This window comes from Sphingomonas sp. UYAg733, from assembly GCF_054057355.1.
Window position 1 is genome coordinate 1 of sequence record NZ_JBSRZE010000002.1, and the last position, 21,826, is coordinate 21,826.

The 21,826-nt window shown below is 63.0% G+C and carries 24 protein-coding genes; 11 read left to right on the plus strand and 13 right to left on the minus strand.

The window, feature by feature from the left end; all coding sequences use genetic code 11:
* Window positions 1-89: 89 nt before the first annotated feature.
* The 3 genes from ACVWZA_RS04970 to fmt all read right to left on the minus strand — a co-directional run bounded on the left by ACVWZA_RS04970 (window position 90) and on the right by fmt (window position 2,678).
* Window positions 90-953 (minus strand): TonB family protein, encoded by an 864-nt coding sequence (locus ACVWZA_RS04970; protein WP_457310070.1) that lies wholly within the window; start codon window positions 951-953, stop codon window positions 90-92.
* A 76-nt stretch (window positions 954-1,029) separates the two neighbouring features.
* The gene (gene truA / locus ACVWZA_RS04975; protein WP_457310071.1) at window positions 1,030-1,770 is read right to left on the minus strand and encodes a tRNA pseudouridine(38-40) synthase TruA; all 741 of its coding nucleotides are present in this window, start codon (window positions 1,768-1,770) and stop codon (window positions 1,030-1,032) included.
* Window positions 1,767-2,678 carry a methionyl-tRNA formyltransferase gene (fmt, locus tag ACVWZA_RS04980; protein WP_457310072.1) on the minus strand — a complete coding sequence of 304 codons (912 nt, stop codon included), beginning with the start codon at window positions 2,676-2,678 and terminating at the stop codon, window positions 1,767-1,769. Before fmt ends, truA begins: the two co-directional genes overlap by 4 nt.
* 54 nt (window positions 2,679-2,732) lie before the next feature.
* On the opposite strand from fmt, the gene recR reads away from it, so the two are divergent.
* Both recR and def read left to right on the plus strand, forming a co-directional pair.
* Entirely contained in the window at window positions 2,733-3,329 is a 597-nt protein-coding gene (gene recR, locus ACVWZA_RS04985; protein ID WP_457310073.1) for a recombination mediator RecR, read from the plus strand.
* 31 nt (window positions 3,330-3,360) lie between these two features.
* Window positions 3,361-3,891, plus strand: a complete 531-nt coding sequence (def, locus tag ACVWZA_RS04990) for a peptide deformylase (protein ID WP_457310074.1) — start codon at window positions 3,361-3,363, stop codon at window positions 3,889-3,891.
* A gap of 10 nt (window positions 3,892-3,901) precedes the next feature.
* Here def and ACVWZA_RS04995 read toward each other — a convergent pair whose 3' ends face one another.
* Window positions 3,902-4,573 carry a DedA family protein gene (locus ACVWZA_RS04995; protein ID WP_457310075.1) on the minus strand — a complete coding sequence of 224 codons (672 nt, stop codon included), beginning with the start codon at window positions 4,571-4,573 and terminating at the stop codon, window positions 3,902-3,904.
* Window positions 4,574-4,748: 175 nt separating this feature from the next.
* On the opposite strand from ACVWZA_RS04995, the gene ACVWZA_RS05000 reads away from it, so the two are divergent.
* Complete coding sequence (locus ACVWZA_RS05000; RefSeq protein WP_457310076.1) at window positions 4,749-5,180, plus strand: YybH family protein; 432 nt, start codon at window positions 4,749-4,751, stop codon at window positions 5,178-5,180.
* Window positions 5,181-5,454: 274 nt separating this feature from the next.
* Here the strand turns inward: ACVWZA_RS05000 and mfd are convergent, their stop codons facing one another.
* Both mfd and ACVWZA_RS05010 read right to left on the minus strand, forming a co-directional pair.
* Window positions 5,455-8,904 carry a transcription-repair coupling factor gene (mfd, locus tag ACVWZA_RS05005; protein WP_457310077.1) on the minus strand — a complete coding sequence of 1,150 codons (3,450 nt, stop codon included), beginning with the start codon at window positions 8,902-8,904 and terminating at the stop codon, window positions 5,455-5,457.
* A gap of 43 nt (window positions 8,905-8,947) precedes the next feature.
* Entirely contained in the window at window positions 8,948-9,214 is a 267-nt protein-coding gene (locus ACVWZA_RS05010; RefSeq protein ID WP_457310078.1) for an FAD assembly factor SdhE, read from the minus strand.
* Between the two features lie 73 nt (window positions 9,215-9,287).
* Between ACVWZA_RS05010 and recG the strand changes: the two genes are divergently transcribed.
* On the plus strand, window positions 9,288-11,348 hold the full coding sequence (gene recG, locus ACVWZA_RS05015) for an ATP-dependent DNA helicase RecG (protein WP_457310079.1): 2,061 nt from the start codon (window positions 9,288-9,290) through the stop codon (window positions 11,346-11,348).
* 31 nt (window positions 11,349-11,379) lie between these two features.
* Here the strand turns inward: recG and ACVWZA_RS05020 are convergent, their stop codons facing one another.
* From ACVWZA_RS05020 to serS, 5 genes are all read right to left on the minus strand, one after another.
* A complete protein-coding gene (locus tag ACVWZA_RS05020) occupies window positions 11,380-11,697 on the minus strand; it encodes a PilZ domain-containing protein (protein ID WP_457310080.1) in 318 nt (105 codons plus the stop codon).
* Window positions 11,698-11,800: 103 nt separating this feature from the next.
* A complete protein-coding gene (tyrS, locus tag ACVWZA_RS05025) occupies window positions 11,801-13,027 on the minus strand; it encodes a tyrosine--tRNA ligase (RefSeq protein ID WP_457310081.1) in 1,227 nt (408 codons plus the stop codon).
* 361 nt (window positions 13,028-13,388) lie between these two features.
* Window positions 13,389-14,465, minus strand: a complete 1,077-nt coding sequence (locus tag ACVWZA_RS05030; RefSeq protein WP_457310082.1) for a peptidoglycan DD-metalloendopeptidase family protein — start codon at window positions 14,463-14,465, stop codon at window positions 13,389-13,391.
* A gap of 37 nt (window positions 14,466-14,502) precedes the next feature.
* On the minus strand, window positions 14,503-15,267 hold the full coding sequence (gene surE / locus ACVWZA_RS05035; protein ID WP_457310083.1) for a 5'/3'-nucleotidase SurE: 765 nt from the start codon (window positions 15,265-15,267) through the stop codon (window positions 14,503-14,505).
* Between the two features lie 124 nt (window positions 15,268-15,391).
* Entirely contained in the window at window positions 15,392-16,669 is a 1,278-nt protein-coding gene (gene serS, locus ACVWZA_RS05040) for a serine--tRNA ligase (RefSeq protein ID WP_457310084.1), read from the minus strand.
* A 94-nt stretch (window positions 16,670-16,763) separates the two neighbouring features.
* On the opposite strand from serS, the gene ACVWZA_RS05045 reads away from it, so the two are divergent.
* From ACVWZA_RS05045 to ACVWZA_RS05065, 5 genes are all read left to right on the plus strand, one after another.
* Window positions 16,764-17,204 (plus strand): host attachment family protein, encoded by a 441-nt coding sequence (locus tag ACVWZA_RS05045; protein ID WP_457310522.1) that lies wholly within the window; start codon window positions 16,764-16,766, stop codon window positions 17,202-17,204.
* A 109-nt stretch (window positions 17,205-17,313) separates the two neighbouring features.
* On the plus strand, window positions 17,314-17,487 hold the full coding sequence (locus ACVWZA_RS05050) for a hypothetical protein (protein WP_457310085.1): 174 nt from the start codon (window positions 17,314-17,316) through the stop codon (window positions 17,485-17,487).
* 18 nt (window positions 17,488-17,505) lie between these two features.
* Window positions 17,506-18,054: a hypothetical protein gene (locus tag ACVWZA_RS05055; protein ID WP_457310086.1), complete on the plus strand. Its 549-nt coding sequence runs from the start codon at window positions 17,506-17,508 to the stop codon at window positions 18,052-18,054.
* A 678-nt stretch (window positions 18,055-18,732) separates the two neighbouring features.
* Window positions 18,733-19,197, plus strand: coding sequence for an RNA polymerase-binding protein DksA (gene dksA, locus ACVWZA_RS05060; protein ID WP_457310087.1), 465 nt, complete (start codon window positions 18,733-18,735; stop codon window positions 19,195-19,197).
* A gap of 75 nt (window positions 19,198-19,272) precedes the next feature.
* Window positions 19,273-19,650, plus strand: a complete 378-nt coding sequence (locus tag ACVWZA_RS05065) for a PilZ domain-containing protein (protein WP_457310088.1) — start codon at window positions 19,273-19,275, stop codon at window positions 19,648-19,650.
* A 65-nt stretch (window positions 19,651-19,715) separates the two neighbouring features.
* Here ACVWZA_RS05065 and ACVWZA_RS05070 read toward each other — a convergent pair whose 3' ends face one another.
* Window positions 19,716-19,871 carry a YdcH family protein gene (locus ACVWZA_RS05070; protein ID WP_457310089.1) on the minus strand — a complete coding sequence of 52 codons (156 nt, stop codon included), beginning with the start codon at window positions 19,869-19,871 and terminating at the stop codon, window positions 19,716-19,718.
* A 201-nt stretch (window positions 19,872-20,072) separates the two neighbouring features.
* On the opposite strand from ACVWZA_RS05070, the gene ACVWZA_RS05075 reads away from it, so the two are divergent.
* Both ACVWZA_RS05075 and ACVWZA_RS05080 read left to right on the plus strand, forming a co-directional pair.
* Window positions 20,073-20,270, plus strand: coding sequence for a YdcH family protein (locus ACVWZA_RS05075; protein WP_183112788.1), 198 nt, complete (start codon window positions 20,073-20,075; stop codon window positions 20,268-20,270).
* An 87-nt stretch (window positions 20,271-20,357) separates the two neighbouring features.
* Window positions 20,358-20,819, plus strand: coding sequence for a DUF1465 family protein (locus ACVWZA_RS05080; protein WP_457310090.1), 462 nt, complete (start codon window positions 20,358-20,360; stop codon window positions 20,817-20,819).
* A gap of 30 nt (window positions 20,820-20,849) precedes the next feature.
* Here the strand turns inward: ACVWZA_RS05080 and ACVWZA_RS05085 are convergent, their stop codons facing one another.
* Window positions 20,850-21,809 (minus strand): NAD(P)H-dependent flavin oxidoreductase, encoded by a 960-nt coding sequence (locus tag ACVWZA_RS05085; protein ID WP_457310091.1) that lies wholly within the window; start codon window positions 21,807-21,809, stop codon window positions 20,850-20,852.
* Window positions 21,810-21,826: the final 17 nt, after the last annotated feature.

Sequence of the window (21,826 nt, forward strand, 5' to 3'; positions counted from 1 at the left end):
CAAGAACCACGACCGTTCGTCTGGAAGGCCGATCCCGATCACATTATCGCAGCTGTCAGGCGCGGGCACCAAACGTTGGAATCAATCCACTAGGGTGTCGCCTTCCAAGAATGGCTAAGCGATATTTCAACTGCGACCGCCTGCCCTTGTGCATTGACGGCGGGCTGAAAATAGGCACGGGCGCTTATTTGCTCGCAAGCTGTATCATCGAGGTACTTCACCCCGCTCGATTGTGTCGTCGTGCATCGATCGATCCGGCCGTGCGATCCCACCCGAATTTTCATCACGACAAGGCCTTTATACCCCTTGGATGCAGCGTAAGAATAATCGGTCTGGGTGATAAGGGGGGCTGAGGAGTTTTCGTTGAGCTTCGGCGGTATCGCGGGCGCAGGGTCCACCTTCTCCGGCTCGTCGGTGAGCGCGAGCAAAGGTTCGCTACATTTAAGACTGGACCGGCCGAGCCGAACGGAAGCGATGCCGTCATTCTGCGAGGGATGAACTGGCTCTGAGGACACTATCTGATCCGACCAATAGGCCATATGTTCGCCGGCGCGTTTATGGAACGTAACCGAGCAAGCGACGGTAGAGCGATGTTCATGGCCGAGAGTGAAGGTGCAGTCCTGGACTATTCCAGGGCGTGGCCCTGCGTCCTGGCATTTTACCGATCCTATCGGGATGGTCGGCGCTATGCCGCGCTGACTTTTCGACGCGAATTGCTGACAACGCAACTCACCATCGCCACCACAGGCAAGATAAACCGAGAGACGAAGGGAGCCCTCCGTTTCATCGCGTTTTCGCTCAGCGGCCCATTTTATCCATTCCTCACGGTCGGAGAGCGGCGCAGCGGGCTGTTGCATCGCTGCACTGCCGAGCAGCTCAGCGTCAGTCCGGTCGCGATAAGCTTCGGCTTGCTCAACATAACTGCCTGCCAATGAGATTGGAGCGTAATCCATCCTGTCACATTAAGCCGTCTTCCGGTCCAAGTCCTACGAACAGGTCGCATCCATGGTGAATGGTGCAAAGGCTCGGTCAGGGATAATCCGCCCGGAGAAAGAACAGCCCGTCCGGCGGCGCATTCAGCCCCAGCGCGACCCGATCTCTGGCCTCCAGCGCCGCGCCCATATCATCCGCCGACCATTTCCCCTGGCCGACCAGCGCCAGGCACCCGACCATCGATCGCACCTGATGATGCAGGAATGATCGTGCCGATGCGCGCACCAGGATCCGCTCGCCATCCCGCACGACATCGAGACGCTCGAGCGTGCGCACCGGGCTGTCCGCCTGGCAATGCGCGGAACGGAAGGTGGTGAAGTCATGGCGTCCCACCAGCCGTGCCGCCCCCTCGGCCATGGCCTCGGCATCGAGGTCGGTCGGCATGCGCCATGCCAGGCCGCGCTCGACGGTCAGCGGCGCGCGCCGCATGACGATGCGGTATTCGTAATGCCGCGCCAGGCAGGAAAAGCGTGCATGCCAGTCGTCCGGCACGATCTCGCACGCCAGGATCGCCACCGGATCGGGCCGCAGCTTGGCGTTGATCGCTTCCATCAGCCGGAATGGCGTGATCGCGCGCGTGACGTCGATATGCGCGCGCATGCCAAGCCCATGGACTCCGGCATCGGTGCGCCCCGCCGCGTGCACCGCCACCGCTGCACCGGTGATCGCCAATACCGCCGTCTCGATCGCGGCCTGCACGCTGGGGCCATGGTTCTGCCGCTGCCAGCCCATGAACGGGCGGCCGTCGAATTCCACCGTCAGTGCGAAGCGTGTCACGTCATCACCGTCCCGGCGGGGATGGCAAACCCGCGCAGCAGTTCGGCGGATGTCATGACGCCACGACCGGCGCGTTGCAGCAGGATGGGGCGGATGACGTCATCCCCGCATTGAACGGTCAGCAAATCGTCCAGAATTGTTCCCGGGGCCTGGGGCTTCTGCTCGCTGGGCGGTATTTCGGCGGCGAGGACGCGGACCCGTTCTCCACCGATCTCGAACCAGGCGCCGGGCGGGTTGAAGCCTCGCACTTGCCGTTCGACCGATGCGGCGGGTTGCGAAAAATCCAGCCGGCTCTCGGCCTTGTCGATCTTCGCCGCATAAGTGACGCCATCGTCCGGCTGAGCGGCCGGCGGATAGATTTCCAGATCGGCGAGCGTGGCCACCATCAACCGCGCGCCCATCGCACTCAACTCATCGGTCAGTTCGCCCGCCGTCTTGACGTCAATTGCCGTCGCCTCGCGCAGCAATACCGGGCCGGTATCGAGCCCGGCCTCCATCTGCATGATGCACACCCCGGTCTCGGCATCGCCGGCCAGGATCGCGCGTTGGATCGGCGCCGCTCCACGCCATCGCGGCAACAGCGAGGCATGCACGTTCAGGCATCCATGCCGGGGCGCATCGAGCACCGCACGCGGCAGGATCAGGCCATAGGCGGCGACCACGGCGATATCGGCCCCTAACGCAGCGAATTCGGCCTGCACCTCGGCATCGCGCAACGATATCGGCGTCCGCACGGCAACGCCCAGTGCCTCGGCAAGCGCCTGGACGGGGGAGGGGGTCAGCGCCTTGCCGCGCCCCGCCCGACGCGGCGGCTGGCTATAGGCTGCCGCCACATCGTGACCCGCATCGACCAGCGCCTGGAGTATCGGCACCGAGAATTCCGGAGTGCCCATGAAGATGATCCGCATGGATCATGCTCTGACCGCTTGCCGGAGGGCAGCGCAACCCCCTATCTGTTCCAAATGGCGTCTCCCGAGATCGAAGCCCTGACACAGGCATTGGCGCGGCTCCCCGGTCTGGGGCCGCGTTCGGCGCGCCGTGCTGTACTGCATCTGCTCAAGAAGCGCGAAACCGCACTCGGGCCGCTGCTCAATGCGCTTAATGCGGTTGAGGAAAACCTTTCAACCTGCTCGACTTGCGGCAATATCGATACGATCGATCCGTGCGGCATCTGCGCCGATCCGCGCCGCGATTCGCGCGCGCTGTGCGTGGTGGAGGAAGTCGCCGATCTGTGGGCGCTGGATCGCTCGCGGTTGTTCCCGGGTCGTTTCCATGTCCTTGGCGGGCGGTTGTCAGCGCTCGAAGGCGTCCGGCCAGAGGATTTGACGATCGATTCGCTGGTGCGCCGGATCGAGGCGGGCGGGATGGACGAGGTCGTGCTGGCGATGAATGCCACGCTCGAAGGACAGACCACGGCGCACTATATCGCCGAGCGGATCGAGCGTTTCCCGGTGCGTGTCACACAGCTTGCACATGGCCTGCCGGTGGGCGGTGAACTGGACTATCTCGACGAGGGCACGCTGGCCCAGGCACTGCGGGCAAGACGTCCCGTCGCTTGACGTCGCGCCCGACCTTTCCTAGCTCGCCGGAATGGCTGTTTTAGAAATCCTTGAAGTCCCGCATCCCGGCTTGCGCGCCGTCGCCAAGCCAGTCGATAAGGTTGACGATGCTGTCCGCGCGATCGTCGCCAATATGTTCGACACGATGTACGATGCGCGCGGCATCGGCCTGGCCGCGACTCAGGTTGCGATCGAGCAGCGCATCGTCGTCATCGATCTGCAGGAACCGGAGAGCGACGCGCCCGACGCCAAGGGGGTGCGCGCGCCACATGTCTTCATCAATCCCGAAATCGTCTCGGTCAGCGACGAATGGTCTTCCTATAATGAGGGCTGCCTTTCAATCCCCGAGCAATATGCCGAAGTCGAGCGTCCGACGCGCTGCCGCATCAAATGGCTCGATGGCGACGGCAAGGCGCATGAAGAGGATTTCGATGGGCTGATGTCCACCGCCATCCAGCATGAGATCGATCATCTCAACGGTGTGCTGTTCATCGACCATATCTCGCGGTTGAAGCGCGACATGGTGCTCAAGAAGCTGGCCAAGGCACGCAAGGCGGCCTGACCGGCCCGCGTTACGCCGGCACATCCTTGCGGCGTCGTACTAGCCACAGAATGCCGCATTCGAATATGATAAGCACGCAGACTGCGACCAGGGTGGCGATCCATGGGTTCCAGCCCAGCACGTGCAGGCCGTAACCAAGGCTGGTGAAGGCGCCGACCCACAAGGCGCTGCCCGACAGCACGGCGAGCGCGAAGGTGAGCAGCGGCAAAGCGAGGATACCGGCGGGGAGCGAGAGATAGACGCGCACCACGGGAATTGTCTGGCCGATAAAGGTCGCGATGAACGCGTTGCGGCTATAACGGTCGGATAGCGACAGATAGACGGGCTCGCGCAGCCAGACATAACGGCCGAAGCGCTTGACCAGTTGGTGCGTACGCTCTTCACCCAACCAATGGCCGAGGCCGTACCAGCACACCGCGCCCAAGGTCGAAGCGGCGGTCGTGGCCATGATCAATGGAACCAGGTCGACCGGATGGGCGACCATCGAACTGCCGAGGAAGATGAACAGGCCGTATGACGGCACGACCGGGATCAGCCGCTCCGCCAGTGCGAGCAAGGCCGCGCCGAGCAAGCCATAAGCGGCAATGCTGGCAATAGGGATGACGCCGCCTATCGCCCCGGTCATGTCGCGTACCCTGGCGTTTTTCTCGATCGGCCCGGCATTCTCTGTCCTCGCGTCCATTGCTATGCGTTGCGCAAAGCACGGGTTGTGCCACGCCCCTGTAAGCGGCGGAATTGCGTTGGCCAATCGCAGATTGTCGCAGGCATCGCGCCAAATACTGGGAAGGGTCGTGAATGACTCGGTGCGCCGATCTGCCTATGCCGTAATCCGACGACCTTGTGATGGAGCGGCGACCATGATGACTTCGACCTTCGCATTGGCCGCGATCGTGCTGATCGCGCCGGCCGTCACTTCGCCCGAACTGGAAGCCCAGGCGGCGGTGATGGCGGCAATGGCAGAAAGCAGCGAGGGCTGGAACCAGGGCGATCTGGTGCGCTTCACGTCGATCTATGACGATCAGGCGAGCTTCGTGGCGAGCGACGGTCTGGTGCGCGGGCGCAAGGCGATCATGGCGCGTTACGCGCCGCGCTTCGTGCCCGGCGCTAAACGGGGAAAACTGACTTTCGAGCAACTCGACTTTCGCTTGCTCGACCCGGACCATGCGCTGTTGATTGCGCGGTATCGGCTATCGTTCGACGGCGCGAAGGAACAAGCCGGGCCAACCTCGCTGGTGTTCGAGCGGACGGCGGGGAAGGGATGGCTGATCGTGGCGGATCATAGTTCCTAGGGTTTATGTAGGGCATCCGCGCGCTTGCGAAGCGCGGGCGCTGGCCCATGACTTTAACGCGCTCGCGGAATCGCTCGAATTCCCGGTCCAGGCCAATGACGTCGCGGATCTGCTGCCAACATCATGGTCGGCACCCAGCTCGATAAATTACAGGCCGAGCGAACCCTTTTCCATCCGAGGCTGAGGGTGTTCACATCGCTGGATGAGGCGGAGGCATGGCTCGCCGAGAAGAGCCGAGTCTGATTGCTTCCCCTTGCCCTTCCGGGAGAGGGAATCAGCCTGCCGCTTTGGCCAGGCCCTTAGACAATTGCAGCGCGCCGTTCAGTCGCGCCTTGGGATCGCTCCATACGCGGTTGACCACCAGCTTGCTGTCCGGGCGCAGCTTCGCCACGCCGTCCAGCCGTGCGACCCAGGCCAGCAATCCATCCACATTGGGCGGCTTGTTGTCGTGGAAGGTGACCAGCGCGCCACGCGGGCCGATGTCGATCTTGGCGACACAGGCTTTTTTGGCATTGAGCTTGATCTCGATGACACGAATCAAATTCTCGGTCGGATCGGGCAGCGGGCCGAAGCGATCGATCAATTCGGCCGCGAATGCCTCGATGCCGTCCAGTTCCTCGATATCGTTAAGGCGGCGATACAGCCCCATACGCAGGTCGAGGTCGGGCACGTAATCCTCGGGGATAAGGATCGGCGCGTCGACAGTGATCTGCGGCGAGAAATCGCGCGGGCGGGCGAGGGCGCCGCCCGCCTTGGCTTCCATGATCGCCTCTTCGAGCATCGATTGGTAGAGTTCGTAGCCAACCTCCTTGATATGTCCCGATTGTTCGTCGCCAAGCAGATTGCCCGCGCCACGAATGTCGAGATCATGGCTGGCAAGCTGGAACCCTGCGCCAAGACTGTCGAGATCGCTCAACACTTTGAGCCGTTTCTCCGCCGCTTCGGTCAGGATGCGACCATCCGGCGTGGTGAGATAGGCGTAGGCGCGCGTCTTCGCCCGGCCGACGCGGCCGCGCAGCTGATAGAGCTGAGCGAGGCCGAAACGGTCGGCGCGGTGGATGATCATCGTGTTGGCGCTGGGGATGTCGAGGCCGCTTTCGACGATGGTGGTCGACACCAGCACCTCGAACTTCTTGTCGTAGAATGCCGATATGCGCTCCTCGACCTCGGTCGGCGACATCTGGCCGTGCGCGGTGACATAGCGGACCTCTGGCACATGCTCGCGCAGGAATTGCTCGATATCGGGCACATCGGCGACGCGCGGCGTCACGAAGAAGCTCTGCCCGCCGCGATAATGTTCGCGCAACAGTGCTTCGCGCAGCACCACCGGATCCCACGGCATGATATAGGTACGCACAGCGAGGCGATCGACCGGCGGGGTCTGGATCACCGACAGTTCGCGTAGGCCCGACATCGCCATTTGCAGCGTGCGCGGGATCGGTGTGGCGGTCAGCGTCAGGACATGTACATCGGTCTTGAGCGCCTTCAGGCGTTCCTTGTGCGTCACGCCGAAACGCTGTTCCTCATCGACCACGACCAGGCCGAGCCGTTTGAATTCGACCGACTTGGCGAGGATCGCATGGGTGCCAACCACGACATCGATCGTGCCGTCGGCAATTCCCTCGCGCGTCGTCCTGGCTTCGCCCGCCGTGACGAGGCGCGACAGGCGGCCGATCTTCAGCGGGAAGCCTTCGAAACGCGCGGTGAAATTGTTGAAATGCTGGCGTGCGAGCAAGGTGGTCGGGCAGACGATCGCGACCTGTAGCCCCGACATTGCAGAGGCAAAGGCGGCGCGGAGTGCGATCTCGGTCTTGCCGAAGCCGACATCGCCGACCACCAGCCGGTCCATCGGCGTGCCCTTGGCCAGATCGCCGAGTACGTCGTTGATCGCGCGGTCCTGATCGTCGGTTTCCTCATAAGGGAAACGATCGACGAAGCTGGCATAACCGCCGCCATCGGGCTCGATTACATCGGCGGGACGCAGCGCACGTTCGGCCGCGGTCGCGATCAGATCGCCCGCGATCTCGCGGATGCGCTCCTTCATTCGCGACTTGCGGCGCTGCCATGCCTCGCCACCGAGCCGGTCGAGGCTCGCGCCTTCGCTGTCCGAGCCGTAGCGCGACAGCACATCGATATTCTCGACCGGTACGAATAGTTTGTCGCCGCCGGCATAGCTCAGCGCGACGCAGTCATGCGGGCTCTGGCCGACCGGGATCGAGGTCAAGCCCTCGTAACGGCCGATGCCGTGATCGACATGGACGACCAGGTCGCCCGGCGTGAGCATCGCCAGCTCGGCAAGGAACGCATCGGCGGATTTCTTGCGCTTGGCGCGGCGCACCAGCCGGTCGCCGAGCATATCCTGTTCGGTCAGGAGTGCGACATTTGGTGCGGTGAAACCATGGTCGAGCGGCAGGATGATCAGCGCGACGCCGCTTGCACCCAATGCCTCCTGCCAGGTATCGACCAGCTTGAGCTGAGTCGCGCCATGGTCCTTGAGCAAGCCGGCAAAGCGTTCGCGGGACCCGTGCGAATAGCTGGCGAGGATGGTCTTGCGGCCATCCTTGTGCAGCGTTTTCAGATGGTGAACCACCGCTTCGTAGATATTGACGCCGCTGTTGCGATCGGGTCCGAAATCGCGCGGCCCGTCGACCGCGAAGTCGAGCACGGTGGCGCTTTCCGGTTCGTGGAACGGTGTGGTGAGGTGAGTGGGCGCCTCCGCCAGCCGATCCGCGAAATCCTTGGCGGTCAGGTAGAGCGCATCGGGCGGCAGCGGGCGATAGCTGCCCGCGTCGCTTGACTGCGCGCGGACGCGATTGGCGTGATAATCGGTGATCGCTTCGAAGCGCTGCTCGGCAGCGCCGATCACACCGGCATCACGGACCATGACGGCTTCGTCACCGAGATGGTCGAACAGCGTCGCCATCCTCTCTTCGAACAAGGGCAGCCAATGTTCCATGCCGGCCAGGCGGCGGCCGTCGGAAATTGCCTGATAAAGCGGATCTCCGGTCGCTGTGGCGCCGAAGCGCTCGCGGTAACGGCTACGGAAGCGCTTGATGCTGTCTTCGTCGAGCAGTGTTTCTGATGCTGGGAGGAGTGTGAAGCCCTCGACCCGCCCGGTTGTGCGCTGATCGGCCGGGTCGAAGGTGCGGACGCTTTCGATCTCGTCGCCGAAGAAATCGAGCCGTAGCGCCTGTTCCTCGCCGCTCGGAAATAGGTCGACCAGGCCACCACGTACGGCGAATTCGCCCGAATCGGCGACCGTCTCGACCCGGACATAACCGTTGGCCTGGAGCATCGTCGCGAGCTTGTCGCGATCGATCCGCGCCTTGGGGGCGAGCGTAGTGACAAGCTGACGGATGCGGAATGGGGTCAAAACGCGCTGCGCGGCGGCGTTGGCAGTGGTGATGAGGAGCTGCGGCGCCTTGGTCGGCTGTTGCAGGCGATAGAGCGTCGCCATGCGTTCGGCCATGGTGCGTAAGGTCGGCGAGGCGCGATCATAGGGCAGGCAATCCCAGGCGGGGAATGTCAGCACCTCAAGTTCGGGGGCGAACATCGTCGCGGTTGCCGCGATCGCGCGCATCGCGGCCTCGTCGGGGGCGATGAACACCGCACGGCTTTTCGCGGCGCGGGCGAGGTCGGCGAGCAGCCATGGCTCGAACCCAGTCTGTACGCCGGCGAGGGTGAGGGGCTTTTGGGCCGAGAGGATCGTTTTCAGGTCGGGCATATTCTACTTCTGAAAGCCCTCTCTAGGGGAGAGGGAGATTAGGTCACTCCGCGATCGGCACGTAGTTCAATACCTTCATCGCCTCGATCAGCGGCCCCGCATATTTGGCTGGCACAAGATCCGTACCGATCGCCCAGGCCATGATATCGACATCCTGTTCCTCGAGCAGTTCCTCGAACAGATCGATCTCGGCATCGTCCCAGCCGGCCGACTTCGCATCGAAGAACCCGCCGATCAGCAAGTCCGCCTCACGCGTACCGCGATGCGTGGCGCGGAAGCCGAGACGTTTGAGGCGAATATCGCGGTCCATCACTTTCCCATGCACAATTGCCCGGCGGGCGCTGGCGGCGACCGTCGGGTGAGGTTATCAGTCGCAGATAGTCATGCGGCCCGATATCCTCAATCCACTGTTTGCCGAAGTCACGGTGCTGAAAGGCATCGGCCCCGGCCTGGCAAAGCCGCTCGAGCGGCTCGGGCTGCGCCGGGTCGTGGATGTGTTGTTCCATTTGCCGACCGGCTGGATCGATCGCGTGGCGCGCGACGAACTCGACATGGCGGATGCCGGTCGCACTATCGTCATCACGCTGACCGCGCAGCATTACCGGTCGAGCGCCGGGCGTGGGCCGACTCGGGTCCATGCTGCTGATGCGCGCGGCAATATCGTCAGCCTGGTCTATTTTGGAGGTCATTCCGGCTGGGCGAAGAAGCTTGCGCCAATCGGTGAACCGCGACGCGTGTCGGGCCGGCTCGAGACATACGGGCAGGAACTGCAGATCGTGCATCCGGACTATGTCCTGCCGCTCGACGAGGCGGGCGACCAGCCCGAGCGCGAGGCGATCTATCCGTTGTCGGAGGGGCTGACCTCGCGACGGCTGGGCCAGATGGCGGCGCATGCGCTGGAACGCGTGCCCGACCTGCCGGAATGGATCGAACCCGGGCTGCTGGCGAAACGCGGCTGGCCGGGATGGCGCGAGGCGCTGGCGCGGATCCATGCCGATCCTTCGGACATGATCGCCCGGGAACGCCTCGCTTATGACGAGGTTTTCGCTAACCAGCTTGCTCTGACGCTGGTGCGGCAATCGTCGCGGGCGCGGCGGGGCAGGGCGCTGACCGGTGACCGTCGGCTGCGCGATGCGTTGCAGCTGCCCTATAGCCTGACCGGGGCACAAACCCGCACGGTAGGCGAGATCGAAGGCGATCTGGCGCAGGCGCAGCCGATGTTGCGGTTGCTGCAAGGCGATGTCGGGTCGGGCAAGACCCTGGTCGCGACGATGGCGCTGCTGCTCGCGGTCGAGGCGGGCGCGCAGGGGGCGTTGCTCGCGCCGACAGAAATACTGGCGCGGCAGCATTACGAGACGCTGCGGCGGATGCTGGCGGGCTTGCCGGTCGAGATCGCGATCCTCACTGGGCGCGACAAGGGCAAGGTGCGCGAGGCGACCTTGATCGGGCTGGCGTCGGGCGCGATCGACATATTGATCGGCACGCATGCGATCTTCCAGGAAGCGGTGACGTACAAGGATCTTGCCTTTGTCGTCGTCGACGAGCAGCATCGCTTCGGCGTCGCGCAGCGCATGATGCTGCAGGCCAAGGCGAAGGCCGCGCCGCATCTGCTGGCAATGACCGCGACACCGATCCCACGTACGCTGACGCTGGCCAATTATGGCGAGATGGATGTCAGCCAGATCGACGAGATGCCGCCGGGCCGCCAGCCGATCGAGACGCGGGTGATTTCCGAAGACCGACTGAGCGAAATGGTCGATGCGCTGGCGCGGCACTTGTCCGACGGCGGTCAGGCCTATTGGGTTTGCCCGCTGGTCGAGGAAAGCGAGAAAAGCGACCTCGCCGCTGCTGAAGACCGGGCCGAGACTCTGCGCGCACGCTTTGGCGACCGGGTCGGGCTGGTCCATGGACGGATGAAGGGGCCGGAAAAGGACGCGGTGATGGAGGCGTTCGCCAGCGGCCGGACTGGCGTGCTGGTCGCGACCACGGTGATCGAAGTCGGGGTCGATGTGCCCAACGCAACCCTGATCGTGATCGAGGCGGCGGATCGCTTCGGGCTGGCGCAATTGCACCAGTTACGCGGGCGCGTCGGGCGGGGGAGTGGGCGGTCAACCTGCGTGCTGATTCGCGGCAATGCACTGAGCGAGACGTCGCGTGCGCGCCTCGCGCTGATGCGCGAGACCAATGACGGTTTCAGGATCGCCGAGGAGGATTTGCGGCTGCGTGGATCAGGCGAATTGCTCGGCACGAAGCAGTCGGGCGAGGCCGCGTTCCGGATCGCCACGCCCGAGATGCTCAACGACCTGCTGCCGGTGGCGACGGACGATGCGCGGCTGCTGATCGATCGCGACGGGGGATTGAGCGCGGACCGGGGGCAAGCGGCGCGCACTGCGCTATACTTGTTCGAGCGCGATGCCGGGGTAGCGCTGCTGCGGTCGGGTTAGGTCCTCCGCCGTATGGGGAAGATCGAAAAGTTCACCGCCCCTTGATCAGTGCCGCGAGCAATTCATAATAATCGGCCAGATCGATCGGATGGTCGAGCTCACAACCCATTCGTCCACCGAGGCACCAACGGACCTCGGCCGCGATCACGCCGACGACCGGCAAGGTGACGCGTAACCGCGACCCCTCGGCGATATCCATATCGCACCGCGCCATCAGGCCGAGCGCGGACATGTTGACGATCAGCAGCGAAAGAGGCCGAGCATCGGGGCCATAGGCGCGGGCACGGTAGTGCACCTCGTCGCGCGATATCTCGCGATTGTCGGCGATAGCCGCATTGCCGAAACTCATGACCCATCCCCTGTGGTCCCGCGCCGATGCTAAGGCAAGCGGTGTAAACCGGGTCGCAACGAAGCTGTTTAACAAATCATTGCAGGTCGATTTTCAGGGAATTTTATCCAGCGATCAGAAGGCCATGATGCTTTTTTCCGGCAGCGATCTGCACCGGATCGGCACTGACCGCGATTACCATTGCCTCGTCACTGACCTTTTCTGTGCCCACGCGCGCGCCGCCGCCCTTGATCAGGCGACGAGCCTCGCCCTTGGAGGCGCAAAAACCGAGCCCGACCAGCGCATCGACGATCGAAATCTCGCCCGACACGGTGAGGGTCGGCAACGAGCCACCGGCCGTTCCTTCCTCGAAGGTACGACGTGCGGTCTCTGCGGCTTCCACCGCGGCCGCTTCGCCACGGCACATTGCGGTCGCGGCATTGGCGAGGATCTTCTTCGCTTCGTTGATCTCCGCGCCCGGCAGCGCCTCGAGCCGGGCGATCTCGTCGAGTGGCAGATCGGTGAACAGGCGCAGGAAGCGGCCGACATCGCGGTCGTCGGTGTTGCGCCAGAATTGCCAATAATCGAAATGCGGCAGTTGATCCTCGTGCAGCCACACGGCGCCCGACATGGTCTTGCCCATCTTGCCGCCGTCCGCCGTCGTGATCAGCGGGGTGGTGATGCCGTAGACCTCGGTCCCGTCCATGCGGCGCGAGAGTTCGATGCCGTTGACGATATTGCCCCATTGATCCGACCCGCCCATCTGCAAGCGGCAACCGGCGCGGCGCGACAATTCCAGGAAATCATAGGCCTGGAGGATCATGTAGTTGAACTCGAGGAAGCTCAGCGATTGTTCGCGGTCGAGGCGCAGCTTGACCGAATCGAAGCTGAGCATGCGGTTGACCGAGAAATGCTGGCCGACATCGCGCAGGAACGGGATATATTCGAGCTTGTCGAGCCAGTCGGCATTGTCGACCATCATCGCATCGGTCGGACCATCCCCGAAAGTCAGGAAACGTTCGAAGATGCGCCGGATCGACTCCACGTTTGCGTTGATGCCGTCATGGTCGAGCAGCTTGCGCGATTCTTCCTTGAAACTCGGGTCGCCGATCTTGCCGGTTCCGCCACCCATCAGCACGATCGGCTTGTGACCCGCCTGTTGCAGGCGGCGCAGCAGCATGATCTGCACCAGGCTGCCGACGTGCAGCGATGGCGCGGTCGGGTCGAAGCCGATATAACCGGGCACGATCTGCTTGTTGGCGAGCGCATCGAGCGCCGCAGCGTCGGTGGTCTGGTGAATATAGCCGCGCGATGAAAGCAGGCGGAGAAGATCGGAGCTGTGGTCGGTCATGGTGAAACCCGCTTAACAAGCTCAGTTCATCCTGAGTAGCCCCACTGACGGGCTATTGCATCGGGCCCTGGTAACGCGCCAGGCTTTGCGCTCGCTGTCCTGCGACAATGTGTTCAGACAATAAGAAAGAGCGGGTCGGTGCAAGTCAGGCGAGAGATGACAACCATGCCCTGCGCTATGGTTGAATCGTCGTTCGGCGAAACGACTGTGGGGAGCAGCGGGGTGAGATATGTCACACCGGTATGTGTCATATTCAGTTCGGCGCCACACTAGCGCCGATCCATATAATATCATTATATATTAGATGTTTGATATGGGTTTTTGGCGTTTGGAGCGATCTTCCGGAGATATGGCGCGTCGATCAAAGCCCGGGCAATTGCCCCATGGGATCGACTGGCGTTCGCCCTTTGCGCATTTCGAAATGCACTTCGGGCCGGTCGGCAAAGCCCGAATTGCCCGACATGGCGACGGTCTGGCCCTTCTTGACCGATTGGCCGCGCTGGACGAGCAACTGGCTGGCATGGCCGTAAACCGTGGTCCAGCCATCGCCATGCTTGAGGATCACCAGGCCGCCGAGCGCGGCGATCTCGTCGCCGGCATAAGCGACGACGCCGTCCGCCGCGGCGAGGATTGGCGTATCGACCGGCACCGCGATCTTGATGCCGTTATTCCTCTCGCCGCTCGCGCCGGGGCCGAAGCGGCCGATCACCCGTCCATGAACCGGCCAGGAAAAAGCACCGCGTAGCCGGCCGGGCTGTGCGAGCGCCGCGGTCGAGGGCAGAACTCTGGTCGAGGACGCGGTCGGACGCGCAGGGCGCTGGTTGGTTGCGAGCGCAGGTTCGCCGCCAGTGAGAATGTCGTCGACATCAAGGCGAAACGCGGCCGCGCGTTCCTCTATCGTCGTCTTGCCCCGGGCGATGCCCGGGATCAGCACGCGCATACCGACGCGCAGCACATAAGGTTCGATCAGGTTGTTCGCGGTGACGATTCGCGACCAGTCGATGCCATAAGCACGCGCGATGGCGATGCCGGTCTCGCCGGCGCGAACGAGATGGTAGCGGCCGGCGGGGATGATCATCTGCTGACCCGGGCGAATCACGAACGGCGGTTGCAGATTGTTGGCGCGGGCAATCGCTTCCGACCCTGCGCCGGTGAGGTCGGCGATCGCGCGCAGCGTGTCCCCCGGCCGAACGAGATAGGTGTCGCCGACGACCGATCGTGCATCGGCGGTTACGGGTCGCGCCCGCCAGGCGGGTGGCGCGCTGGGCAATTGCTGCACGCCATCGTCGAGACGCTGGCGTTCATAGGTATCGCGAGGCTGACGATATTCCTCGCCGGGATAGCGTTGCGGCTCGGGACGTTCATTCCCTGGAATGCACGCGCCGAGCAGTGTCAGCGCCGCCAGCGGCGCGATGCCGTATATGATACTTGCCCCCATGACCTTACCCCTAAGCCAGCCCCCCGGCTGGTTATCCCTAGGTAAACGCCGCGTTCAGCATGTCGAGTGATTCATGATGGGTAAGGTCAAGATGGAGAGGGGTGACGGCGATAAAACCTTCGGCCACGGCCTCAAGATCGGTCGAATGCGCCGGTGTCTCGATCGTCGGGCCGAGCCCGAACCAGTGATATTCGTAACCGCGCGGATCGCGATTGGTGACGATCTGCAGCCGTCCATAATCGCGCAGCCCCTGATTGACGACGCGGATGCCCTTGACCTCGGCCGCTGCGCCGACCGGGAAGTTGATATTGACCAGCGTGCGCGGGGCAAGCGGCGCATCGATCAGCGGGCGCAGTACGCGCTCGCCCCAGGCGGCGGCGGCCTCGAACGGCACGGTGTCGCCCATGCCGTCACGACTATAGACTTGGCTGAGTGCGATCGAGCGCACGCCGGCCAATGCCCCTTCCATCGCGGCGGAAACGGTGCCTGAATAGGTCACATCCTCGGCGAGGTTGGCACCGCGATTGACCCCGGACAGGATCAGGTCAGGTGGGCTGTCCTTCATGATTCGGGCGATCGCCATCATCACCGCATCGGTGGGCGTGCCGGCGACAGCGAAACGCTTGTCGCCATGGCGGTGAATGCGAATCGGGCGGCTCAGGGTCAGCGAATGGCCGGCGCCCGATTGCTCCTCGGACGGCGCGACAATCCAGATATCATCGGAAAATTTCGCCGCGATCTCTTCCAGCACCTTGAGGCCGGGCGCGTGGTAGCCATCATCATTGGTCAGCAGGATGCGCATCAGGCGGCTACCTCTACCGTTCGCCCTGAGCCTGTCGAAGGGCACGTGCCCCAAGACCACCGCTCATTCGTGGCCAGGAGGGATTCGACAGGCTCAGCCCGAACGGGGAACAGGGCACCGAGCATCAGGCTGGTTCCAGCCGGTTGATACCCTTGAGATAGGGCTGCAACACGTCGGGAATCGCGACCGATCCGTCCTCCTGCTGATAATTCTCCAGCACCGCGACGAGTGTGCGGCCCACCGCCAGTCCCGAACCATTAAGCGTGTGGACGAAGCGGGTGCCTTTCTCGCCTTCGGGCCGATACCGCGCGTTCATGCGCCGCGCCTGGAAATCGGTGCAGGTCGAACAGCTCGAAATCTCGCGATACTGGTTCTGCCCTGGCAGCCAGACCTCCAGATCATAGGTCCGTGCAGCGGTGAATCCCATGTCACCCGTGCACAGCTTCATACGACGAAAGGGCAAGCCGAGCGCGTCGAGCAGTCCCTCTGCGCAAGCGGTCATGCGCTCATGCTCCGCCTCGGAGGCATCGGGCGCGACGATCGAGACCATCTCGACCTTTTCGAACTGGTGCTGGCGGATGAACCCGCGCGTATCTCGCCCAGCGGAGCCCGCCTCGGAGCGGAAGCAGGGGGTAAGAGCGGTGAAGCGTAGCGGCAGTTCCTCCTCGCTGAGGATTTTGCCAGCAACGATATTGGTCAGGCTGACCTCTGCTGTCGGAATCAACCAGCGACCGTCGGTCGTGCGGAACAGGTCTTCGGCGAATTTCGGGAGCTGCCCCGTGCCGAAAACCGCCTCATCGCGCACCAACAAAGGGGGGATGACCTGTTCATAACCATGCTGGCCGGCGAGCGTGTCGAGCATGAATTGCCCGAGCGCGCGATGCAGCTTTGCCGCCGAGCCACGGACCAGGGTGAAACGTGCGCCGGACATCGCCGCGCCGGTTTCGAAATCCAGGCCGAGCGCAGGGCCGATCGTGTCATGTTCCTTCGCAGCGAAAGCGAAACTCGGCGGCGTGCCGCGCAGATGGACGATCGCATTGTCGGCTTCGTCCGATCCTTGCGGGACGTCGGCGAGCGGCAGATTGGGGATCGCCGCGAGTTGACCGCTCAGCGCTTCGCCAAGTTCCTTTTCCTCATTCTCGATTGCCGGCAACCGTTCCTTCAGCACCGCGACTTCCGCCATCAGTACAGCGGCCGTTGCCTCGTCCTTCGACGCTTTTGCCGCGCCGATCGCCTTGGAAGCTTCGTTGCGGCGCGCCTGGCCCGCCTGTGCTTCGGTGATCAGGGCGCGGCGGCGTTCGTCCAGGGCGACGAGTTCGGCAGCATGCGGTGGCAGGCCGCGGCGGGCCAATGCGGCGTCGAAGCTTGCGGGATTTTCGCGGATCAGGCGGATGTCGTGCATGGCGCAGGCTATGGCGGCGAGGCGCGCGGCGCGCAACCCGCAGGGCCGCCGGGGCGTTACCCATAACGATATCAACAACCGGAAAGGCCATTCCATGCAGATTTCGCACAACGCCGTCGTGCTCGTCGCCGACGGGCGGAAGATGCTGTTCCTGCGCAATCAGGGCGATGCAGCCTATCCGAATCTGGTGGTCGAAAACGCGGTCGAACATGTTAATCCGTCCGATGGCGACCAAAAGACCGATCTTGCCGGGCGTTCCTCGTCGAGCGTCGGTGGCGGGCAGAATTCGATGCAGGAAGTCGATTTCCACCAGCAGGAAGAGGACCGCTTCGCGGCCGAGACCGCTGGCCTGCTCCAACGCCGCGCACTCGCCAATGATTTCGAATCACTCATCATCGTCGCGCCGCCGCGCACCCTGGGTGAGCTTCGCAAACATTATCATAAGGAAGTCAGCTCAAGGCTCATCGCAGAGGTCGACAAGGACCTCACCGGCCACCCGATCGATCAGATCGAAAAGGTCCTTGCCACGATCTGAGGTGGTCGCCCGACCCAAAAAGGGCTCCCGCACAAGGCGCGGGAGCCCTTTTTCATATCGGCTGCTTGACGCGACTCAGGCCGCGACGGCGGCCTTTTTCGCGAAGCGCTTGCGCGCCACGAGTGCGGCTGCCGCTGCACCAAACAACAGGATCATCGGCGGGGCGGGCACGGGCGACGGCGTACCACTGGATCCGCTGCTGCCGCTCGACCCGGTGCTGCCATGGCCGCCATTGCTGCTCCAGCCGCCATTGCTGCTCCAGCCATGGCTCGACGATCCATAGGACGAACTCGAGGTCGACGTGCTCGATCCGTTGGATGAGCTGGACGTGGAGGTCGATACGTTGCCGCTCGAACTGCTTGAGGTCGATGAGGATACATCGCCGCTGGAACTGCTCGACGTTGAGGAGGATGTAGAGGACGAGACATCGCCGCTCGACGATGATGACACGTCCCCGCTGGACGAAGACGACACATCGCCGCTCGAACCGCCCGATGCGGACGAGGTGCTGCTGCCGCCGGTCGACGAGGTGCTGGTGCTCGAAAGGCCACCCGTGCTGGTCGACGACCCACCGCTGCCGCCCGACGATGTGCTGGTGGAACCGCCGCTGGTGCTGGTAGAGCCGCCACTGCTGCTGGTCGAACCGCCGCTGGAGGTCGACGAGACGACGATCCCGCCGCTGCCACCGCTAGAACCGCCACCGAAAAAGCCGCCGGCAAAGAAGCCGCCGCCGCCACCGAATCCGCCGCCACCCACGACAGCCGCGCCGCCGCCACCGCCGCCGCCCGACACCGGCATTTCGCCACCCGAAGCGGCAAAGATCGGGGGAAGGGGAATGGGGGCGCCCTGACTGGTAACGGTGACGATCGCAGGCCGGCAGGTCGCACGCGTCTGCGTCACGACTCGACGGACCTTGGTCAATTTGCGCGGGGCCGCAGCACGCTTCACAACGCGCTTGACCATCTTGGTCTGATATACCTGTCGCGTTTTCGCGCCTTCGGCGACGTGCACAGCACCACCACCGATCAGCGCCCCACCGCATGTGCAGGCACACAATTTTGCCAAAGCCATCCGCACCGACATGTTGTCACTCTTTCGTTGCTGGTACCAACCGCACCAGATCCGGACCCGTAGCAGCTGGATCGCCGCTATTGCCCAAAGTGACCAACAAACTATTAAGTTCAAGCTCATTAACCAATGTTCCGGCGCCTGGATGACGAATTCGCCATAATGGTGCGTCATTAGCCTGGTTAACGTGCCAAGACGGTACAGTTCAGCTATTAATACTAACCAGCCATTATTTTTTATAGTTAACAGAGCGGGACACTGCTTTCGTTCGTTACCCGATATGAGTCTCGAAAGTGAAATGCGGTGATGCTTATGCGCACGAAAGAACCGATTTGAACGTTCATGTGAGTCGGTTGCTTGTGGTGCGAAGACGGCGTGTCTATAGGCGCGGTCATCACGGGGGCAGGACAGGGGCGGTACAGAGGTGCGCAAAGCATCGCGAGACCGACTGGAGAGTGGGATGGCGACGGTCTTGAATCGATTGGACGAATCCGAACCTGGTGCGATTGCGGCGAACGACGCGGCTGGAGGCTATCGCCCCAGCCCGGACGAGCCGTTTATGAATCAGCGCCAGCAGGAATATTTTCGCGACAAGCTGCATCAGTGGAAAGATGCGATCCTGCGCGAAGCGGCGGGTACGCTGAGTCAATTGCAGGTCGATTCGCTGCGTGAGGCCGATCTTACCGATCGCGCATCCAGTGAGACCGACTGGTCGATCGAGCTGCGCACCAGGGATCGCCAACGCAAACTGATCGCCAAGATCGATGCGGCGTTGCGGCGCATCGAAGAGGGCGAATATGGCTATTGCGAAGTGACCGGCGAGCCGATTTCGCTCGCGCGGCTCGAAGCGCGCCCGATCGCGACCATGACTGTCGAGGCGCAGGAACGTCACGAACGCCATGAAAAGGTCTCCCGCGAAGATTGATCGCGGATTCTTTAAGCGATTCGATACGAATTTCTGGTCTATCGGTGGCGAACGGAGGTTTGCTCGAGCACCCTGATGGACCAGTTGCCCCAAGATCCTTTTGGCGATCTCGCCGCTGACGACCTTGCGCGTAATCGCAACCAGTCGCGCGACAGCCTGTTCCTGATGGCGGATTTCCGCTTCACGGGCAGCAACGACATTCATCATGTCCGTGTTCGCAACCTATCCGCCGGTGGGCTGATGGCGGAGCTTCCCAATGGCTTGCCGCAGGGCCTAGATGTCGAATTCGACGTTCGCGGCATCGGCTGGGTGTCGGGTAAGGTCGCCTGGTCCGCAGCGGGGCGGGTTGGAATCGCGTTTTCGCACGCGATCGATCCGATGCTGGCGCGCAAGCCAGTCGGTATGGGAACCAAAACGCCTGTTTTCGTCAAACCGATTCTTCCGCGGCGCTAAGGCTCGCGGTGCTTTAACCCCGCGCGGGCGCACCCGGGCGGGGTGAGCGCGCGGGGTGAGCAAGCCTATTGCGTGGTCATTTCCTCTTTGAGGCGAAGTTTCCGCTTTTTGAGCGCTGCCAGCGCCGCAGTGTCAGGGAGTGGGCGTTGCGACTCGGCAGCGATCTTTTGATCGAGCACAGCGTGCTTGGCCTCAAGTGCCGAGAAATGCGCAGTTTGCATGGAAGAAAGCCTCCTTCTTTGCTTGGCGGGAAATGATTGAAACACGCCAATGATAAATTGTCTTCCTACATTTTACCGGCAATCGACATGCCGAGGCGATTTACGCGCCAGGCCGATTCCACTGCGAACCCGACAGGATTTTTTGCTGCTCGCGATGCGCGCGCAGTTTGCTAAAGGTGGCGGACGGGAAATGGGGAGCCGATGGAAGAAACGCAGATCGCCAAGCGCCTGGAAATCCTGCGCATCGAACATCGTGACCTCGATTCGGCGATCGGCGCGCTGTTCGAGACCGGATCGACCGACCAGCTCCAGCTGGCGCGCCTGAAAAAGCGCAAGTTACGGCTTCGCGACGAGATTGGCATGCTCGAGGATCAGCTCATCCCCGACATCATCGCTTGACCTTGCTCCGCTTTGGGACGCCCGCGCGATAAAAGCCTCGCACGATCCCTATGTTGTTGATCCTCCGTTTATGTCACCCCCGTTGAGATGAGGGGCTTTGCAGATGACTCGCGGATCCACCGCCGGCTGATCGACACACTGTATGTCGACGCGATGGTGCTTGCCGACGAAGCGCGGAGCTATTTCGATGAAGGAGGGCGCGAGGAGCGCGAGATGCTCGACCCGCTGGCACGCGTTTCCTTTTCCTGCGAATCGCTGAAGGTTACGACACGGCTGATGCACATCATCGCGTGGCTGCTGACGCAGCGCGCGATCGATGCCGGCGAATTGCAGCCGCGCGACGCGCTCGATCCGTCACGACGCCTCGGCCCCGCGCCGGTCAGCGACGCCCCCGCGATCCTCGCCATGCCGCCCCAGGCGCAGGCGCTGATCGCGTCGAGCACCGAACTCTATCGCCGCGTTGCATTGCTTGATGGCGCCCAGGCCGATGACGCTGTGATGATAAGCCCGGCACGGTCGATGTACGACCGGCTGGCAAGGGCGTTTTAGAAACCCACGCTTCCTCTTCAGCGGTGGTGCCTAGGGTATCAATCGCGCCCTGGCCGCGAGGTATTCACGCTCCAGCCGATCGACGCGCGTTGCGACCGGCTCGATTGCCGAGACCGCTCCGACACCCTGGCCGGAGCCCCAGATGTCCTTCCACGCCTTGGCCTTGCTGCCATTGCCGCCGCCAAAGTTCATCGTCGACAAATCGCCCTCCAGCAGATTGTCCGGGTCCATGCCCGCCGCGACGATCGAACTGCGCAGATAATTGCCGTGCACACCAGTGAACAGGTTTGAATAGACGATATCGGCGGCCTTCGACGCGACGATCGAGTCCTTGTAGGACTGGTCGGCATTGGCCTCGTCAGTGGCGATGAAGGGTGAGCCGATATAGGCGAGGTCAGCCCCCATCGCGAGTGCGGCAAGCACCGCATCGCCGGTCGCGATCGACCCCGACAGAGCGAGCGGACCTTCAAACCATTGGCGGATTTCCTGGATCAGCGCGAAAGGCGAGAGCCGGCCGGCATGGCCGCCGGCGCCGGCGGCGACCGCGATCAGGCCGTCAGCGCCCTTTTCCACCGCCTTGCGCGCGAAACGATCGTCGATGATGTCGTGCAGCGTGATGCCGCCCCAGCCGTGCACCGCAGTATTGAGGTCTTCACGCGCGCCGAGCGAGGTGATGACGATCGGCACCTGCCATTTGGCGCAGGTCGCGAGATCTGCCTCAAGCCGTTCGTTGGAGCGATGGACGATCTGGTTGACCGCATAAGGCGCGGCGGGTCGGTCGGGATTGTCGCGATTCCAGGTCGCGAGCTCCTCCGTGATCCGATGCAGCCATTCGTCGAGCTGCGCCTGGGGCCGCGCGTTGAGCGCAGGGAAAGCGCCGACGATGCCTGCCTTGCACTGGGCGATGACCAGATCCGGGCCAGAGATGATGAACAATGGCGACCCGATGACGGGCAGGCGCAGGCGTTGCAGGATTGGCGGTAAGCTCATGCCAAGTTTCATAGCGC

Excerpts from the sequence above, each read along its gene's own strand:
- ACVWZA_RS04970 (WP_457310070.1), bottom strand. The coding sequence starts at position 953 with ATGGATTACGCTCCAATCTCATTGGCAGGCAGTTATGTTGAGCAAGCC.
- fmt (WP_457310072.1), bottom strand. The coding sequence starts at position 2,678 with ATGCGGATCATCTTCATGGGCACTCCGGAATTCTCGGTGCCGATACTC.
- recR (WP_457310073.1), top strand. The coding sequence starts at position 2,733 with ATGGCGTCTCCCGAGATCGAAGCCCTGACACAGGCATTGGCGCGGCTC.
- def (WP_457310074.1), top strand. The coding sequence starts at position 3,361 with ATGGCTGTTTTAGAAATCCTTGAAGTCCCGCATCCCGGCTTGCGCGCC.
- ACVWZA_RS04995 (WP_457310075.1), bottom strand. The coding sequence starts at position 4,573 with ATGGACGCGAGGACAGAGAATGCCGGGCCGATCGAGAAAAACGCCAGG.
- ACVWZA_RS05000 (WP_457310076.1), top strand. The coding sequence starts at position 4,749 with ATGATGACTTCGACCTTCGCATTGGCCGCGATCGTGCTGATCGCGCCG.
- mfd (WP_457310077.1), bottom strand. The coding sequence starts at position 8,904 with ATGCCCGACCTGAAAACGATCCTCTCGGCCCAAAAGCCCCTCACCCTC.
- ACVWZA_RS05010 (WP_457310078.1), bottom strand. The coding sequence starts at position 9,214 with ATGGACCGCGATATTCGCCTCAAACGTCTCGGCTTCCGCGCCACGCAT.
- recG (WP_457310079.1), top strand. The coding sequence starts at position 9,288 with ATGCGGCCCGATATCCTCAATCCACTGTTTGCCGAAGTCACGGTGCTG.
- ACVWZA_RS05020 (WP_457310080.1), bottom strand. The coding sequence starts at position 11,697 with ATGAGTTTCGGCAATGCGGCTATCGCCGACAATCGCGAGATATCGCGC.
- tyrS (WP_457310081.1), bottom strand. The coding sequence starts at position 13,027 with ATGACCGACCACAGCTCCGATCTTCTCCGCCTGCTTTCATCGCGCGGC.
- ACVWZA_RS05030 (WP_457310082.1), bottom strand. The coding sequence starts at position 14,465 with ATGGGGGCAAGTATCATATACGGCATCGCGCCGCTGGCGGCGCTGACA.
- surE (WP_457310083.1), bottom strand. The coding sequence starts at position 15,267 with ATGCGCATCCTGCTGACCAATGATGATGGCTACCACGCGCCCGGCCTC.
- serS (WP_457310084.1), bottom strand. The coding sequence starts at position 16,669 with ATGCACGACATCCGCCTGATCCGCGAAAATCCCGCAAGCTTCGACGCC.
- ACVWZA_RS05045 (WP_457310522.1), top strand. The coding sequence starts at position 16,764 with ATGCAGATTTCGCACAACGCCGTCGTGCTCGTCGCCGACGGGCGGAAG.
- dksA (WP_457310087.1), top strand. The coding sequence starts at position 18,733 with ATGGCGACGGTCTTGAATCGATTGGACGAATCCGAACCTGGTGCGATT.
- ACVWZA_RS05065 (WP_457310088.1), top strand. The coding sequence starts at position 19,273 with ATGGACCAGTTGCCCCAAGATCCTTTTGGCGATCTCGCCGCTGACGAC.
- ACVWZA_RS05070 (WP_457310089.1), bottom strand. The coding sequence starts at position 19,871 with ATGCAAACTGCGCATTTCTCGGCACTTGAGGCCAAGCACGCTGTGCTC.
- ACVWZA_RS05075 (WP_183112788.1), top strand. The coding sequence starts at position 20,073 with ATGGAAGAAACGCAGATCGCCAAGCGCCTGGAAATCCTGCGCATCGAA.
- ACVWZA_RS05080 (WP_457310090.1), top strand. The coding sequence starts at position 20,358 with ATGAGGGGCTTTGCAGATGACTCGCGGATCCACCGCCGGCTGATCGAC.
- ACVWZA_RS05085 (WP_457310091.1), bottom strand. The coding sequence starts at position 21,809 with ATGAGCTTACCGCCAATCCTGCAACGCCTGCGCCTGCCCGTCATCGGG.